Annotated in this window: 15 protein-coding genes and 1 other annotated feature (1 of these 16 cut by a window edge); of the genes, 7 read left to right on the plus strand and 8 right to left on the minus strand. The window is 32.0% G+C overall.

Annotated elements, in window-relative coordinates:
* Window positions 1–30 precede the first annotated feature (30 nt).
* From HMPREF9083_RS03355 to HMPREF9083_RS06145, 3 genes are read left to right on the plus strand one after another with little or no spacing between them, the layout of a single operon-like run.
* Window positions 31–2,028 carry an LTA synthase family protein gene (locus HMPREF9083_RS03355; protein ID WP_007555997.1) on the plus strand — a complete coding sequence of 666 codons (1,998 nt, stop codon included), beginning with the start codon at window positions 31–33 and terminating at the stop codon, window positions 2,026–2,028.
* A gap of 11 nt (window positions 2,029–2,039) precedes the next feature.
* The gene (locus HMPREF9083_RS03360; RefSeq protein WP_035062801.1) at window positions 2,040–3,026 is read left to right on the plus strand and encodes a glycosyltransferase family 9 protein; all 987 of its coding nucleotides are present in this window, start codon (window positions 2,040–2,042) and stop codon (window positions 3,024–3,026) included.
* Complete coding sequence (locus HMPREF9083_RS06145) at window positions 3,013–4,047, plus strand: glycosyltransferase family 2 protein (RefSeq protein WP_007555999.1); 1,035 nt, start codon at window positions 3,013–3,015, stop codon at window positions 4,045–4,047. The genes HMPREF9083_RS03360 and HMPREF9083_RS06145 overlap by 14 nt, the downstream gene beginning before the upstream one ends.
* 42 nt (window positions 4,048–4,089) lie before the next feature.
* On the opposite strand, the gene ispE is transcribed toward HMPREF9083_RS06145, so the two are convergent.
* A complete protein-coding gene (ispE, locus tag HMPREF9083_RS03370) occupies window positions 4,090–4,938 on the minus strand; it encodes a 4-(cytidine 5'-diphospho)-2-C-methyl-D-erythritol kinase (RefSeq protein ID WP_035062805.1) in 849 nt (282 codons plus the stop codon).
* 14 nt (window positions 4,939–4,952) lie between these two features.
* Window positions 4,953–6,497 (minus strand): ClC family H(+)/Cl(-) exchange transporter, encoded by a 1,545-nt coding sequence (locus HMPREF9083_RS03375; RefSeq protein WP_007556001.1) that lies wholly within the window; start codon window positions 6,495–6,497, stop codon window positions 4,953–4,955.
* Between the two features lie 148 nt (window positions 6,498–6,645).
* Here HMPREF9083_RS03375 and HMPREF9083_RS03380 point away from each other — a divergent pair, with 148 nt between their 5' ends.
* From HMPREF9083_RS03380 to HMPREF9083_RS03390, 3 genes are read left to right on the plus strand one after another with little or no spacing between them, the layout of a single operon-like run.
* Complete coding sequence (locus tag HMPREF9083_RS03380; RefSeq protein ID WP_007556002.1) at window positions 6,646–7,671, plus strand: YitT family protein; 1,026 nt, start codon at window positions 6,646–6,648, stop codon at window positions 7,669–7,671.
* 3 nt (window positions 7,672–7,674) lie between these two features.
* Window positions 7,675–8,145, plus strand: coding sequence for a hypothetical protein (locus HMPREF9083_RS03385; RefSeq protein WP_007556003.1), 471 nt, complete (start codon window positions 7,675–7,677; stop codon window positions 8,143–8,145).
* The gene (locus HMPREF9083_RS03390; RefSeq protein WP_007556004.1) at window positions 8,142–8,585 is read left to right on the plus strand and encodes a low molecular weight protein-tyrosine-phosphatase; all 444 of its coding nucleotides are present in this window, start codon (window positions 8,142–8,144) and stop codon (window positions 8,583–8,585) included. The genes HMPREF9083_RS03385 and HMPREF9083_RS03390 overlap by 4 nt, the downstream gene beginning before the upstream one ends.
* Before the next feature lie 81 nt (window positions 8,586–8,666).
* Here the strand turns inward: HMPREF9083_RS03390 and HMPREF9083_RS03395 are convergent, their stop codons facing one another.
* Window positions 8,667–8,969 (minus strand): TM2 domain-containing protein, encoded by a 303-nt coding sequence (locus HMPREF9083_RS03395; protein ID WP_035062648.1) that lies wholly within the window; start codon window positions 8,967–8,969, stop codon window positions 8,667–8,669.
* Between the two features lie 119 nt (window positions 8,970–9,088).
* Here HMPREF9083_RS03395 and HMPREF9083_RS03400 point away from each other — a divergent pair, with 119 nt between their 5' ends.
* On the plus strand, window positions 9,089–9,955 hold the full coding sequence (locus tag HMPREF9083_RS03400; RefSeq protein WP_155800595.1) for a DciA family protein: 867 nt from the start codon (window positions 9,089–9,091) through the stop codon (window positions 9,953–9,955).
* Window positions 9,956–9,985: 30 nt separating this feature from the next.
* On the opposite strand, the gene recF is transcribed toward HMPREF9083_RS03400, so the two are convergent.
* The 5 genes from recF to HMPREF9083_RS03425 all read right to left on the minus strand — a co-directional run bounded on the left by recF (window position 9,986) and on the right by HMPREF9083_RS03425 (window position 15,373).
* Window positions 9,986–11,056, minus strand: coding sequence for a DNA replication/repair protein RecF (gene recF / locus HMPREF9083_RS03405; protein WP_007556007.1), 1,071 nt, complete (start codon window positions 11,054–11,056; stop codon window positions 9,986–9,988).
* On the minus strand, window positions 11,053–11,271 hold the full coding sequence (locus tag HMPREF9083_RS03410) for an RNA-binding S4 domain-containing protein (RefSeq protein ID WP_007556008.1): 219 nt from the start codon (window positions 11,269–11,271) through the stop codon (window positions 11,053–11,055). Before HMPREF9083_RS03410 ends, recF begins: the two co-directional genes overlap by 4 nt.
* Window position 11,272: 1 nt before the next feature.
* Entirely contained in the window at window positions 11,273–12,382 is a 1,110-nt protein-coding gene (gene dnaN / locus HMPREF9083_RS03415) for a DNA polymerase III subunit beta (protein ID WP_007556009.1), read from the minus strand.
* Between the two features lie 200 nt (window positions 12,383–12,582).
* On the minus strand, window positions 12,583–14,067 hold the full coding sequence (dnaA, locus tag HMPREF9083_RS03420) for a chromosomal replication initiator protein DnaA (RefSeq protein ID WP_007556010.1): 1,485 nt from the start codon (window positions 14,065–14,067) through the stop codon (window positions 12,583–12,585).
* Between the two features lie 250 nt (window positions 14,068–14,317).
* The gene (locus HMPREF9083_RS03425) at window positions 14,318–15,373 is read right to left on the minus strand and encodes an outer membrane beta-barrel protein (protein ID WP_007556011.1); all 1,056 of its coding nucleotides are present in this window, start codon (window positions 15,371–15,373) and stop codon (window positions 14,318–14,320) included.
* A 291-nt stretch (window positions 15,374–15,664) separates the two neighbouring features.
* Window positions 15,665–15,811 (minus strand) — a binding site (T-box leader); it runs 76 nt beyond the window's last position.

A 15,811-nucleotide genomic window follows, 5' to 3' on the forward strand; every position in this document is an offset into this window, starting at 1 on the left:
CAATACTGAAATAAATATAAGAGGTTTAAAATGTTTGAAAATTTCTACATCGGCTCGCAACAAGACTTAAAATTGATAATTATTCCTGCGATTATATGCACATTACTTCGTATAGCATTTATAAAAATATACGGAGATAAAAGCATTCCGGAATACGACAAAAAATACAAAACATCATTATGGTTCGGATTTCTTTGGGGACTGGATTTCAATGCCTATGTATACCTTATATCACTCCTTCTCATAAGTTTACCGGCATCTTTTATTTCCTTTTACCATGATATAAGCGACCTTGTACGTATACTCTGGGTAGTCGGATACTCAATTGCACTATATATTGTTTTCATGGGAAAAATTATATTTTACGGAGAATTTCGCGATATATTCAATCAAACAATGCTACTTGGAAAAAATGCCGACAAAGGTAACTTCGCAGACATATTTTTCAATCAATACCATGGAATATGGATACTTCTCGGACTTATACCCTACATAGGAATAACCGCCATATCGACATGGATACTACTCCAAACTCCGACAATTCCATATCCTGAAATCGAACAAAACATAGCGGCATACATATTCAATACATTTATATTCATTTTACTTGTATTACTCTTTTACTTCATACGTTACGGCGGACACCTTTCACACCTTTTCAAACCGTCAAGAAACAATATGCCGACCATACTGAAAAATGATATATTTTTCTCAAAAGCGGTAATTGACGACTTTATAGCAATAGAACTCGTTTTCAAACAACAAGAACAAAAAATACTTAAACACACCGAAAAAGAATCTGCAGAAATTTTAAAACCTCTTATAAATATAAAAGAAAACGGAAAAGACATCTGGAAACCGTTCTTACGCAAAGCTCAAGGAGCAAGAATACGCAAACCGAAACATATTTACCTTATAATCGGAGAAAGTTACGGACAAGCACCGTTTGAAGAAAAATACTCAAAACTTCACATAGTTGACGAAGGTAAAAAATTCCGTTCATCAAAAAATACAATAACAATATCCAACTTCCTTGCAGCCGGTATGATTTCACAACCGTCCCTTGCAAGTATTTTCTCCGGAATTTTTGATGCAAACTTCGAAATAAATGAAATGCCTTCATTCCAACAAAAACAAGTACCCACCGCATTTGCCGCTCAAATGAAAAAACTCGGATACACCACAGCTTATTGGTACGGCGGAAATACAGCATGGGCAAGCTTGGGCAGATTCGGAAAAGCACAAGGATTCGACATGAGAATCGGAGCGGTAGAATACTGCGACAAAAACGCACCAACAACATGGCTCGGTATCTATGACCATCTCTTCTTTGAAGGTTTGTACAAAGAAATACTCAAAATCGACAAAGAAACACCGATGTTCCACTTGATATATACCACATCCAATCATCCGCCATACACTATCCCCGTACAAAAATACGGATTCAAACCTGACGAAATATTAAAAGAAACAACCGACGACATAAAGAAAAACAAAAAACTTGTAAACAACTTGGGAATGTATTGGTATGCGGACTACTACATGTGCGACTTCATAAAAAAAGTACAAAAACTCGATCCGGACAGTTTAATAATAGTAACGGGAGATCACCCGAGACTTATAATTCCTTTCAACACGGAAATGTACCCTCAAAAAGAACCCACAGTACATGAAAAATACGGTACATCATTTTCAATGCACCATACGGACCTTGAAAAAGAAATGTTCCCGCAATTGAATATTGCCGGACATATGAACATAATGCCTACAGTAATAGAAGCAATAGCACCTAAAGACTTCGAATACTACTCGATTATGCCTTCACTCTTTACACCGATAGAAAAAGTTGTAACCCCGTTCCACTGGTTAAATCAGAAAATGATAGGTTACTACGGAGATGAAACGGCACAAAATTTGAACGGAAAAAACAATGAAACAAAACAAGGAATAAAAGAATTCACAGACGAAAGAGCTGCATGGTGCGAACTTACGGCATGGATAATAAAACATCCGGAAGTTTTAATATAAACGGAGATACTATGAAATATTTTTTAATTTATTCCGTTGCCTACTTCGGAGACACCTTAATGACAAACAGTCTATGTCTAAATCTGAAAAAAATTTATCCGAATTGTTATATTGTTTATATTGTAAACAAGAACTTTTACGATGTTGCTATTAATTTAGAAGGTGTAAATGAAGTTTGGATTTATGACAAACATGGAGAACATAAAGGTTTAAACGGTATATTTTCATTTATAAAAAAATACAAAGGTAAATATAAATTTGATTCGGCTTTCGTTACTTTTGCACCCTTAAGAGGTGTATTAATATCAAAAATTTTGGGAGCTGAAAAAATTTATACAGAATATAAATCAACAATATGTCGTCCATTTATATCAAATAAAAACACAAACTTTAAAAACTATATTCACATACAAGACAGAATTGCTTACTTGGGAGAACTATACTCAAAAAAGCCTTTTGAAATTTTAAAAATTAAATATAATATACCGAAAAATGCAATTCAATATGTAGATGAAAATTTATTGTTTAACATAAAAAAACCTTTTGTAATTTTAAATCCTATTACAAAAAATAAAATAAAAGATTTCAAAAAAGAATTAATTACAGATTTAGTAACTCTTATAGATAAAGACGGATATATACCAATAATGACGGGCATCGGACAAGAATCAAACGATTATTATAATTCACTACCCGAACTCACAAAAAACAAACTTTTAAATTTCAGCAATAAAACTACAATACCTCAACTAGCCGCATTACTTAAACGTTCATCTCTACTTATAAGTGCAGATACGGGAACAGCACATTTAGCACTTGCAACAAATACCCCTTTAATAGATATTTTTTATAGAAATGAAGAATTCCGTTTAAAACGATGGGCACCCAAATCTATTTACAATGCAAAATCCGTTACTCATAAAAAAGCTTTAGATTCAATATATATATGGGAAAAAGGAAAAGAAATAATAAAAAGGAGATTTTATGAAAATTTATAATCCTTTAATATCGGTAATTATTCCGATTTACATGGCTGAAAACTTTTTACATCGTTGTGTAGACAGTGTAATAAATCAAACATATAAAAATTTGGAAATAATTCTTATAAATGACGGTTCAAAAGATAAAAGCGGAATTATTTGCGATGAGTACGCAAAAAAAGATACTCGTATAAAAGTTATTCATCAAGAAAATCAAGGTGTAAGTGCAGCCAGAAATAAAGGATTGGATATTGCAAAAGGAGAGTTTATTTATTTTCTCGACTCGGACGATTATATATCATTAAATGCTTTTGAAAAATTAATAAATGTACAAAAAGAAGAAAATTACGATATTGTAGCTTCAGGACATTATTCGGTTCATGGTAACAAGTATATTGTAAAATCAAAAAATTGGGAGAAAAAGAGTACTGATTTTGAAATTATACGTAAAAAAATTTTATTAAATAAATATCCGAATTTTTGTGCAGGTAAATTGTTTCGGAAAAAATTATGGAATAATTTACGTTTTCCGATAGGAATAATTTCAGAAGATATGTATGCTTGTGCAAGATTTTTTATGATTGCAAAAAGTGCTTGCGTTATTTCAGACCCTTTATATTTTTACACTGCAGAAAATGTAAACAGTCTTGCAAACGGAGCAAATATTTCTTCATTGGTAAATTCAAAATACGGTAATTTCTTTGCATGGAAAGACAGAGAAAATTTAGCTCAAAAATATATGCCTTCATTTTTAAAAATTTGTCGTAATTCCGTTACAATAAACGCAGTTCGTGCATTAATCATGAATTACCATACACATATAATTGAACAAAAGAAATGTGACGAAATGATAACTTATTTAAAAGAAAATAAAGATGTAAAATTACCTTTTGCAAAAAATTTTCAAAGAAATATCATTTTAAATAATAATAAAATTTGTTTAAATTTTTTGGTTTTTTTAATAAATATGTTTTACTTTTCAGAACTTTTTTACGTAGAAAGAAGTTTGAACGTATCAATAAAAAATAAAACTTTATAAGTCATGCAAAAAGAGCCTTTCGGCTCTTTTTTTTACTTTTTTTTATATTGTCGTTGCTTTTTGTATGAATTTGAATTTTTTTGTTTCTTTCAATTTTTTCATTATTTTTTCTTGTTCTTCTTTTTCGCATATTATGAAGAATGCGGATCCCGATCCCGACATTTGAACTGTTTCCGATATTTTTTTCAGTTCTGTTTTTATTTCTTTCAGTTCTTTGTTTTTTTCAAAGAGTGCTTTTTCGAAGTCGTTGTATATTTTTTCTTTCAGTTTTTTTATATTTCTTTCTTCTATTGCTTGTATTACCGTTTCGTTTTTATTTATGTTTCTTTTTCCGCTTTTGTCGATTTCTTCGTATGCTTCTTTTGTGCTTATTGTAGTTTCGCTTTGTACTATTATGAGGGGTATATTTTCATATTTTTTTATTTGTTTTATTTTTTCTCCTATACCTCTGCATCTTGCACTTCCTTCATAGATACAGAAGGGTATATCGGCTCCATATTTTACACCTATTTCACATAGTTCTTCTTTTGTGAGGTTTGCTTTTGTAAGTTTGTTCAGTCCTCTAAGTACTGCCGCCGCATCTGCCGATCCTCCTCCGAGTCCTGCTTGTGCGGGTATTCTTTTGTATAGTTTCATGTGTACTTGCGGTTTTTCTTTTATTTTTTTATAAAATTCTTCCGCCGTTTTCCACATGAGGTTTTCTTCTTTTTCGGGTGCTTTTCCTTCTTCTACGGTAAGTTTCAAGTTTTCACTTTTTTCGAGTGTTATCGTGTCATGTAGGTCTATTGAGTGCATTATCGTGTCTATTTCATGGTATCCGTCTTTGCGTTTTTTTCCTACCGTCAGTGTAAGATTTATTTTTGCATGTGCTTTTTCTGTTATTTTTTCCATTTTTCTATTATGTTTTAAAAAATTTCTTTGTTTCTTTGAGTGCTTTTTTTCGGACATGATACCGATAGCGAGTCTCCTACTTGCAGTGTCGTATTTGCGTCCGGTACTATGTGTGCTCCGAGTCTTTCTATGCTTACTATGAGTATGTGTTGAGGTATACCGAGTTCTTTGAGTTTTTTACCTGTTTTTGTGCTTGTGACCGGTATTTTCGTTTCAAAGAATGTTTGTTCAAGTGATGTCGGTACTACTCCTTTTATCATTCTCCAAAGCAGCGAGTCGTATACGGGCGGTTCTTTCAAGAGTTCCGCTACAAGGTAGGATACTATTGTTACCGTTCCTATTGCGTATATGTTGTTGAAGCTGTTTGTCATTTCAAGTACGAGAAGTATCGAAAGCAATGGCGATCTGATTGTGGACGCAAGTATTCCGCCCATTGCACATATTACTATTTGCGGAAGGTATTGCGGAAGGCTCATTCCGAGTGTAAGCATTATTTCTTGCATGAATGCTCCGGATGATGCTCCTATAACGAGTATCGGAAGAAATATTCCTCCTTGTACTCCGCTGCCGAAACAGAATGATGTAAGAAAAATTTTTCCGCAGATTATCATAAAGAGGTACATTGCGGCATATCTGTGTTGTGCGAGCATTCCTACAAGCGAGTTTCCTCCGCCCAAAAGTTCATGGTATGAGTATCCTATTGCCGATACTGCTATAAATGTTATTACAAGTTTTATTGCATTGTGTATTTTTATTTTATTGTAGAGTGTTTTGTATCCAAGTAATACTTTATTGAATATTACTCCGACTATTCCTACGAATACTCCTAAAAGCAGAAGGTGCCCGAAATAGTATAAGGGGAGTCCTTTCATTACGGAAAATCCCAGTGAGGGTTTAAGGTCGAATATTACACTTGTAACGAAGTTTGATACAAGTACCGCCGAAAATGTCGGTATTACAAGTTTAGGATAGAAACTTTTGTGTACTTCTTCAAATACGAATACAGCTCCCGATACAGGTGCCGAAAATGCCGCTGTAAGTCCTGCGGCGGCTCCTGCCGATATCAGAATTCTTTCTTCACGCAGTGTGGATTTGAATAATTTGGATACTCCTTTTCCTATCGCTCCGCCCAGTTGTACTGACGGTCCTTCACGTCCGAGTGAAAAACCGGCAAGTGCATTGAAAAGTCCTCCGAGGTATTTCGATACCGCTACCGGAACTGCACGCATGTCGAAAAGTCCCATCATTTCACCTTCGATTTGCGGTATTCCGGATCCTCCCGACATCGGTTCCCATTTCAAGAGAAAGTATGCAATTATTCCTAAAAATGAAACGAGTATTATCCATAAAATTACAGATGTCACGTCTGTATAACTCATCAAATTTTCACGGAAACTATCCATGAATTGTATTCCGTATCTGAATGTTGCTCCTCCGATACCTCCGAAAAGTCCTACAATTGCACCTTTCAAAACCATTTCTATAATTATCTTGGTATTTAAATGGTTGAACATATCATTATTTTTGCTTGCAATTTTTCCGATTTTGCCGAAGTTCAAGGTTTCACCTCTTTTATTAATACTTCTTCATAAAACACTTTTTATTTTACCATATGGATATATTACATACATAATACATAAAGAAGATTTTTTATTTTAAACGTTGTATAATATAGGTTGCTTAAATTTTTTATTTTCAGGAGGATTTATGCCTACTCGATCAAAAAAAATTAAAACATTTGATAAAAAAAGTTTTTTTATACAGTTTTTAGTGACTTTAATAGGTACTTTTGTCTATGCAATCGGTTTGAATACGTTTATGTTACCACATAAATTTTTGTCAGGCGGTTTTACCGGTATTGCAATGATTTTGTACTATCTTACAGGTTTTCCTATCGGTCTTACTAATTTACTTGCAAATATACCTTTGCTTTTTTTATCTTACAGGTACATGGGTAAAAGGTACACGCTCTTTGCAATTATAAGTACAGTTCTTTGTTCAGGTTTTTTGGATCTTACGGTTTCACTTTCAAAAATTGTTCCTGTTCATACTCCTATAGTTTCGGCAATTGCAGGTGCTTTTATTATAGGTTCGTCCATGGGTCTTCTTTATCGTTACGGAAGTTCTACAGGCGGACTTGATATTATCGGTGCAATGATAAAAAAATATTACAATATAGAAATAGGAAATGTTGTTTTATGTATAAATATTTTGATAATTTTATCGAGCATGTTCATATTTCAAATCGAACCGGCGGTATGCACTCTCATTGCAATGTACTTGAATGCAATGTTTGCAAATCGTGTTGTTTTAGGTTTTGCAAAACGCAAAGCGGCATTTATAGTTTCAGATTATCCTCTTGAAGTTTCAGATACTATTTTGAGAAATATCCATCACGGTGCAACCCTTCTTTACGGTCAAGGTACGTTCAGCGGACGTGAAAAGCAAATCGTTTTTTCAATTATTTCCTTGACACAGATAAGCAAATTACGTAAATTAGTGGAAGATGTGGATAAAAACGCATTTATTTTCATAATTGATGCGACAGATGTTATAGGTAAAGGTTTTACCGCTCCGAATTTCTTGAAAACAGGAAGATTAATCCCTTCGAAACGATATTTCATAGATGAAGAAGGAGAAATGGTCGCAACTGATTCATGGGAAAATGTTCTTCACGATGAAGCAGTTCATTATAAATTTTTAAAAAATAACGAAAAATCTAAAAAGGATTAAATCATGAACAAATATACAAAAATATTTTTTTGTTTACTCGCACTTACAACAATTCCTTTTACATTGAAAGCCGGAAATATAAATATTTCAAAGGAAATGACATACACATCGAAAAAAATTTCCGATGTAAGTACGGATCGTGAAACTTCCACTTTCATAATGAAAGACGATATGGATAAACTTACACAATTCGACATGGAACGTGTTGGAAATAAAATGACGATAAATATCCATCAAAACGGTGTAAGTGTATGGAAAAAAACTTACAATGTAAGTAACGGAGATTTTCGTGTTTCAAAAAAAATAAACAATGATAAAACATCTTTTTTGATTATAGTAGGGCAGTACGCTTTGTATATCGAAGAGGGCGATGATGAAAATCATTGGAAAATTGTTGAAACCGATGCAAGTCATGTAGATAAAAATTCTGTAGATTTTCAAAATTTGAAGTTTGAAGATATGGAGATTAAATGAAAAACGTACTTTTTATTTGTCATGGAAACATTTGCAGATCGCCTATGGCTGAATTTGTATTGAAAGATATGGCAAAAAAAGCAGGAATAAAAAATGTAAGCATAAATTCGCTTGCCGCTACAAATGATGAAAAAGGTAACGACACGTATTATGCGACAAAGGAAGTTTTGGATGAAAAAAATATTCCTTATACAAAACGTCAGTCAAGAAAAATGACTTTGGATGATTACAACAATGCGGATATTTTAATAGTAATGGATGAAAATAATGTAAATCAGGTAAAGAAAATAACAAATGGTGACCCCGATAAAAAAATACGTAAGTTGCTGTCTTTTGTCGGTGAAGATAAAAATGTCGCCGATCCGTGGTTTACAAGAGATTTTGAATCTACATATAATGATATAGAAAGAGCATGTAAAGAAATTTTGAAAATTTTATAAAAAAAAAGAATGAAAGCGCTGAAATTATTGTTTTCATTCTTTTTTTATCCGATTTTTTCACTTTTTAAAATTTACAACTGTTTAAGTATTGTAAAACATTTTTGATTCGTAAATTAAATTTAAAATTATTTCTTCATTTTTCTTTTGTATTATACTTTTCATTCTGAACAAATCAAAAAATGCCCATATTAAAAATCCGCCGCCTGTTATAATATAAAGTATATTTACAAAAGGTTTACCTACATAGAAATAGTGACATCCGAAGAAAAACCATAATAAATATCCTATAAACAAACTTTTTTCTTTATTTGCAAAATTGTCAAGTACATATTTTTTCTGTTCATTCGGTAAACTGTTTATGAGATTTATCATACGTTCATTCATATTTGTCTCCTTTTTTTTTAATATCCTTTTTTTTAATATCCTTTCTTTCATTATAACAGAATTATGATTTTTTATGTTAAAATATATAAAAGTTTCACATGAAACATAAAGGGGGATTTATGGATAGAAAATTAGTCGAAGTTTCTAAAATTTTTGAAACTTCTTTATTGGATTCCCTTTTTAAAAATAATGAAAATTACAAACTTTTTATTTTACAAAAGTCTTGGGAAAATATTGCAGGTTCTCTCCTTGCAAAAGAGTCTTTTGTTTTGAAATTCGTAAATTCCGTTCTTTTCATTCAGGTTACAAATTCCGTTTGGAAAAATCAGTTACACATGCTGAAAAAAGATTTACTTTCAAAAATAAATGCTCTTCCCTATAATTTCAATTTTACGGATTTGCGTTTTGTGGTAGGTTCAAATTTTGTAAAAAGAAAACCTTTTCTTTCAATAGACAAAGTAAATAAAAATAATAATTTATTGAAAAACATTCATTCCGCAGATTTGGATGAAAAAGAAAAAAATCAAATTTTAAGATGGATTGACAGTCATATAAAAAATGATGATTTGAAAGAACCTTTTAAAGATTTTATGTTGGGGCTTTTCAAAATAAGAAAGGGAGAGCTTTTATCTTCATATACTCCTTGTTTTTTATGTTCCGCTCTTTGTCCTCCGAGTAAAAAAATTTGCGTTTTGTGCGAAAATGTTTTGGAACGAAAGAAAAAGCATGCAATTGTTATTATTTTAAAGAAAAAACCTCATCTTAATTACAATGAGGTAAATGAAATTTTTCCTTGTTCTTTCGAGTCTTTCAGCGATGCAAGAAATATGTTGATTTCACGTTACAAAGATAAAATTTTTAAAAATCATGATACCGTTGATGAAAAGAAATTTTTACTTTCTTTGCTTATTCATAAGCCTTTGCAAAATATCAGCGATTTTGAAGTAAATAATGCTTTGAAGTATATTCCGAGAAGTAAATTTTAATTTATATAATAAAAACCCGCTTTTGCGGGTTTATTTTATTTGTATTTCTTTTCCTTCTATATATGCAGGTTTTTCCGTCATTGTCATAATTGTTTGTATATCTTTTTCTTTTACATATTCGAAAAGTACTTTTTTTCTTTCTCTGTCCAATTCACTTCCTACATCATCCAAGAGAAGTACGGGATATTCTCCGGTTTCTTTTTTTATAAATTCCATTTCTGAAAGTTTTATGGAAAGTATTGCAGTTCTTTGTTGTCCTTGCGATCCGTACTTCGATATGTCTTTTCCATTTAAGAGAAAAAGTATGTCATCTCTGTGCGGACCTACGGATGTTTGACAGAATTTTATGTCTACTTGTCTTTTTTCCAAAAGTTTATGTATATACCATTCTACATCGAAGTTTGTTTCATTTTTTTTGCTTTCTTTTTGTATGTAGTAAAGTTTCAGATTTTCACGATTTTTTGTGAGTATTTCTTCAGTTTTTTCTATACTTTCATTAAGTTTTTGTATTGCTTCAATTCTTTTTCTTACTATGTATGCCGCACCTTTTGCTATTTGCATGTCCCATAGGTCGGTTTGAGGTTTTATTCCTCTTATTTGTGCATTTTTAAGTTCGGCATTTCTTTGTTGTACCGCACGCTTGTAATTTATCCATTCATAGTAGTATCTCGGATTTATTTGTGATATTTCCATGTCGAGAAATCTTCTTCTTTTTTGAGGATTTCCTTTTATGAGTTGCATTTCATCCGGATTAAATAAAACTGTTTTGAATATCCCTACAAGGTCTTTGTTTTTTATTCTGTTTTCATTTAAAAATATTTGCTTTCCGTTTGTCTTTGAAATTTTTATTTTTATTTCATGGTTGCTTTTGCCGCTGTTGAATGTGAGTATTGTCGTACATTCGTTTTTGTCGAATTTTATAAGTTCTTCGTCTTTGTTTGTACGAAATGATTTTCCGAATGATGCCAAATTTACAGACTCTAAAAGATTTGTTTTACCTGCTCCGTTTTTTCCGGTAAATATAGTTATATTTTTATCCGTTTCTATTTCTATATTTTCGAAATTACGCACTTGTATGAGTCTGAATTTCTTTATTTTCATTCATTTACTCCGACTATTCTATATACGGTGTCGTCTATGGTGAGTGCATCTCCGCTGCGTATTTTTTTTCTTTTTTCAAATACTTTTATACCGTTCAAGGATACTTTATGCTCACTTAAAAATATTGCAGTTTCGCCGCCGGTTTGTATAAGTCCTTCTTTTTTAAGTAATTGATCTAATTGAATGTATTCTCCCGTAATTTGTATTATATACATTTTATCTTCCTCTCATAGGTGTTACTACATACTTATATGTTTTGTCGGATTCCTGTTCTACAAGCATTGGTCCGTTTTTTATAAGGTTAAGTATTATTTTTTCACCTTTCGAGTGTTTCAATATATCTTCTATATATGTACAGTTGAATGTTATTTCAATATTTTCTCCTTCAAGTTTCAAAGGTATTGTCGTGTCGGATTTACCGATATCGGGATCTTCTTCGTATATTTCAAGTTTGTCGTTGGAGAAGAAAAAGTTTATTGTCTGATAGTTTACGTCTCTTGATATAGGACTTACAAATCTTACTGCGTCTATAAATTCATTTAAATAAAGTTCGGCTTTTGCATCGAAATGTGACGGTATTACACGTTTATAGTCCGGATATTCTCCGTTGATAAGTGATGTGATGAAGTATGTATTGTTGAATGTAAATGCTACATGATTTTTTGCCCATGTTATTTCAACTTTTTCATCTTCGCCTTCAGGAAGAAGTTTTATAACGTCTGTCATTATTGCTGCCGGAACTATTATTCTTGCTTCTCCGTTCGCATTTTCTTCCAATTCGATTTCTTTTACCGCAAGTCTATGTGTATTTGTTGCGGCCATTATAAATTTTTTATCTTTTATTTCAAATAAAATTCCTGTAAATAAAGGTTTTTGCTTATCATTTGCTGCAGCGTATTGTACAAGATTTGTCATTTCTACCAAGTCTTTGCATTTAAGTATTGCTTTCGATGTATTTTGCATATTCAGTATTTCAGGGAAATCGTCATGTAATCTTGTAGGAAATTTTGCTATGTATTGTCCCGCTTTAAATGTTACAAGTGTTTCATTTTTTTTGATTTCCATAGTTATTTCTTCGGAAGGTATCATTCTTATTGTAGACAATAATTGAGGTGCTGCAATGACTGTTATGCCTTCTTCTTCGATTTGTGCGTTGCAATATGTTTTTATTCCTACAATATAATCGTTTGCTTGAAATTCTACTTTATTATCCTTTGCAGCAATAAAGAAACCGTTGTTTGTATTTGATGTAACTTTTGATTGTGCTGCACGTTGTACAGTTTCAAGTGAGTTTATCAAGTCTTGTTTTTTGAATATTATTTTCATAGTTTTTCCTTTCGCTTTTGTTTTTTATTAATAAAACAGTAGTAGTAGTAGTATGGTGTGAAAAAGTGAATAAGTCTGTGAAAATAAGTTGTTGTGCGTTTTTCGGATTGTTTAAAATCTTGTGAATTGTTGAATTCTTTTTCAATTTATTCACAGTTTTATTGTCAACTTGAGTTATTCACAATTTAACCGCTTTTTTTTCAAATGTTTTTCAACATGTTTGAAAGTTCTTCTATTATTTTTTTAGTTTCGTTGTCTTTTGCAATGTCTTTTTCTACTCTTTCGCATGCATACAGTATTGTTGAGTGGTCTTTTCTTTTGAATATGTCTCTTAGTATCGGAAATGAAAGGTTGAGTTCTTTTCTGCAAAGGTACATTGCTATTTGTCTTGGGATTACTATGTTTTTCGGTCTTCCTTTACCCAATAGATTTTCTTTTTTTACGTTGAATTTGTTGCAAACCGTATTTATGATTATTTCCGGTGTAATTTCACGATTTTGTTCCAAAGGAATTTGATCTTTGAGTGTTTCTTTTGCAAATTCGAGTGTTATTTCTTTTTTCTTTACTTTTGCATATGTGACGAGTTTATTGAATGCTCCGTCAAGTTCTCTTACGTTTGTATTTATGTGTTCCGCTATATAATTTATGACTTCAGACGGTATGTTTATTCCCTCTTTTTCCGCTCTTTTTTCCAGAATTATCGAGCATATTTCATAGTCCGGCGGAGATATCGGTACTATAAGTCCGCTTGAAAATCTTGTCTGTATTCTGTCTTCCAGTTCTTCTATGTCGCTTGGTGTACGATCGCTTGTGAGTATGATGTGTTTTTTGTTGTCGAAAAGTGTGTTGAATGTGTTGAAGATTTCCATTTTCGATGAGTTTTTCGATCCGAAGAATTGTACGTCGTCTATAAGAAGGTAGTCAGGATTTCTGTATTTTTCACGAAATTTCGGCATTGAATTTGATTTGATTGATGCTATCAGTTCGTTTGTAAATGTTTCGCTTGATACAAATATGTATGAGAGATGCGGTGCATTTTCTCTTATGTAGTTACATATTGCATGGAGAAGGTGTGTTTTTCCGAGTCCTGACGGTCCGTATATGAAGAGAGGATTCATTTTTTTATCCATTTCTTCCATGTTTACAGCCATTTGCGCAACCGACAGTGCCGATTGGAATGCCATTTCGTTACAGTTTCCGTGAACGAATGTTTCAAATGTGTGTTCGGTATTTATCGGATTTGGACTTTTATATACCGGCTTTTCTTTTATTTTTGTTTGTTTGGAGTAATTTTGTATGCTTGGAAGTACTATGTCTTGTGAGTTTTTAGGTATATTTATAAGTATATTTTCCGGAGGATTGTAAGGTTTTACTTCGTCCATAAGAGGAAGTTTTTCTTCTTCCATGAAGTCCGGTATTTTTTCCGATTTTTTTTCTTCGTGATCTTCTTTTGATAAAATTATTATTTTCATCGGTTTATTAAGTTTTTCACTTATAATCGTTTCAAGTTTTGTTTTATAGAGTGCTTCTATCCAACTTACAAGATACGGGTCTTGTGTGATTATAGTGAGTTCTTTTTCGTCCAATAGTGACGGAAAAATTTTTTTGTAGAACATTTCGTAGTATTGGGGGTCGTTCTTTTTTATGTATTCGAGTATAAAACCCCATAGAGTGAAAAGGTTCATATAAATCCTTTCTGTTGTGTGAAAGATTGTGAAAATATTGTGAATATTTGTGAATAAATTTTAAATTTTTTTTAAAATATGTAATATTTGTCGATAAAATCTGTTTTTTTCAGTGTGTATACTTGTGTTTAAAAATTTTATATATCTGTGAATAACTTTATTTTATCATGATTGGTTATAAAGGTAAATATTTTGTTTTATGTGTAGTTTAAATAAAAAAAGTGATACTTTTGAAGTACCACTTTTCTTTTTATTTGTGTTCGTATATATCTATACGGTTTGTTTTTTCAACGTCACCGTCTTTTCTTGAAAGGCCGATGAATTGATCGATATCAAGTCCGTTGTCTACTGCATATTGAGCGATATTTCTTACTCTTTCATTTGTAGATTTTTTGTCCTCGTCATCTTTTATGTGTCCGATAATTTTAAATTTATTCGGTGAAGATTTTACCTTTTTTACAAAATCGTCCAATTTGCCTTTTTGATCGGCTTTCAATACGGATGAGTTTTCATCAAAGTTTATGCTCGTGATGTAGTAGTCTTTTTCTTGAGTTGTTTTTGTTGTATTTTCAACTTCAGGTTTTTCTTTCTTTTCAACTGCGGTTTCGTTCACTTCCGGTTCGTTTTCGTCATCGTATGAATCGTCACTGTAGTCGTAATAGTCATCATCATTGTATGTGTTTTTTGATGTATGGGAACCGGTACCGAATTTGTATGAAACGCCTGCCATAAATCCTTGATATGACATTGTTCCTTCTCTTGCTTTTGTCGTAAGGTATCTGTATCCGGCATTTACATTTATATTTTCATCAAGGTTGTAATCTACTCCGGCTTCTATAATTCCGGTCTTTTTTGTTCCTAATGAGCCTCTTGCATATGCTTCCATATTGTTTTTTAAAGGATATTTTGCAATTACACCGAGTTGGAGTGCATTGTTCGCTCTTGAAGATTCACCTATAGGACTTGGAGCATTGAAGTCCTGCATTGATATATGATTAAGTCCGCCGAATACCGTAATGTCATCTCTTAAGCGGTAGAGTACGTTTAATTCGCTGGAATCTCCGCCTGTATTTTTTGTATTCAATTTATGATGTCTGAGTTCGGCTTCAATTCCGTCTTTGTAGCCGTATGTCAAAGCACCGTCAAAGCTCCACTTTCCGCTTTGTGAAAAGTTTTTTCCGTCTGCTTTTGTGTTCCACATTCCTAAATTTATGCTTGCATTTCCTTGTTCAAGGTCGTTTTGCATTGCATATGTCATTGCGGTAATTGTTGTCATTGCTAATAATATAGATAATGTTTTTTTCATATAAACACCTCGCTATTATTTACTTTACTATATTATTAAGATTTTTACAATTTTTATTTTTATAATAAAAATCCATAAAAAAAATACCCGATTTCTCGGGATTTTTTTTAACTTTACAACATTCATCATTCTTTTTTTTATTTTTACATATATTTCAATTACGAGTTCTTACATTATCGACCCCCTTTAAATAATTTTTAAAACAGATTTCTATTCTATCACCTCTTTGTTTTGTTTTTTAAGAGTAAGAATTTAAGAAAATAAGTAAAAAAACGTCCTTATTGTAAAAACAACAAGGACGAAAATTTATTCCGCGTTACCACCTATTTTGCATAAAATGCCACTCTCAAGTACCAACATACTTTATCTCTGTAACGGGAGATCCCGTAAATGCCTACATATCGACATTTCCTAGAAAAAGACCATCTTCATCAAAGT

Origin of the sequence: Dialister micraerophilus DSM 19965 (assembly GCF_000194985.1) — a bacterium.
GTDB lineage: Bacteria > Bacillota > Negativicutes > Veillonellales > Dialisteraceae > Dialister > Dialister micraerophilus.

Coding starts and splice junctions, on each gene's coding strand:
- HMPREF9083_RS03385 (WP_007556003.1), top strand. CDS start 7,675: ATGAACAAATATACAAAAATATTTTTTTGTTTACTCGCACTTACAACA.
- HMPREF9083_RS03410 (WP_007556008.1), bottom strand. CDS start 11,271: ATGTATATAATACAAATTACGGGAGAATACATTCAATTAGATCAATTA.
- HMPREF9083_RS03400 (WP_155800595.1), top strand. CDS start 9,089: ATGGATAGAAAATTAGTCGAAGTTTCTAAAATTTTTGAAACTTCTTTA.
- HMPREF9083_RS03395 (WP_035062648.1), bottom strand. CDS start 8,969: ATGAATGAACGTATGATAAATCTCATAAACAGTTTACCGAATGAACAG.
- HMPREF9083_RS03360 (WP_035062801.1), top strand. CDS start 2,040: ATGAAATATTTTTTAATTTATTCCGTTGCCTACTTCGGAGACACCTTA.
- HMPREF9083_RS03425 (WP_007556011.1), bottom strand. CDS start 15,373: ATGAAAAAAACATTATCTATATTATTAGCAATGACAACAATTACCGCA.
- HMPREF9083_RS03380 (WP_007556002.1), top strand. CDS start 6,646: ATGCCTACTCGATCAAAAAAAATTAAAACATTTGATAAAAAAAGTTTT.
- dnaA (WP_007556010.1), bottom strand. CDS start 14,067: ATGAACCTTTTCACTCTATGGGGTTTTATACTCGAATACATAAAAAAG.
- recF (WP_007556007.1), bottom strand. CDS start 11,056: ATGAAAATAAAGAAATTCAGACTCATACAAGTGCGTAATTTCGAAAAT.
- dnaN (WP_007556009.1), bottom strand. CDS start 12,382: ATGAAAATAATATTCAAAAAACAAGACTTGATAAACTCACTTGAAACT.
- HMPREF9083_RS03390 (WP_007556004.1), top strand. CDS start 8,142: ATGAAAAACGTACTTTTTATTTGTCATGGAAACATTTGCAGATCGCCT.
- ispE (WP_035062805.1), bottom strand. CDS start 4,938: ATGGAAAAAATAACAGAAAAAGCACATGCAAAAATAAATCTTACACTG.
- HMPREF9083_RS06145 (WP_007555999.1), top strand. CDS start 3,013: ATGAAAATTTATAATCCTTTAATATCGGTAATTATTCCGATTTACATG.
- HMPREF9083_RS03355 (WP_007555997.1), top strand. CDS start 31: ATGTTTGAAAATTTCTACATCGGCTCGCAACAAGACTTAAAATTGATA.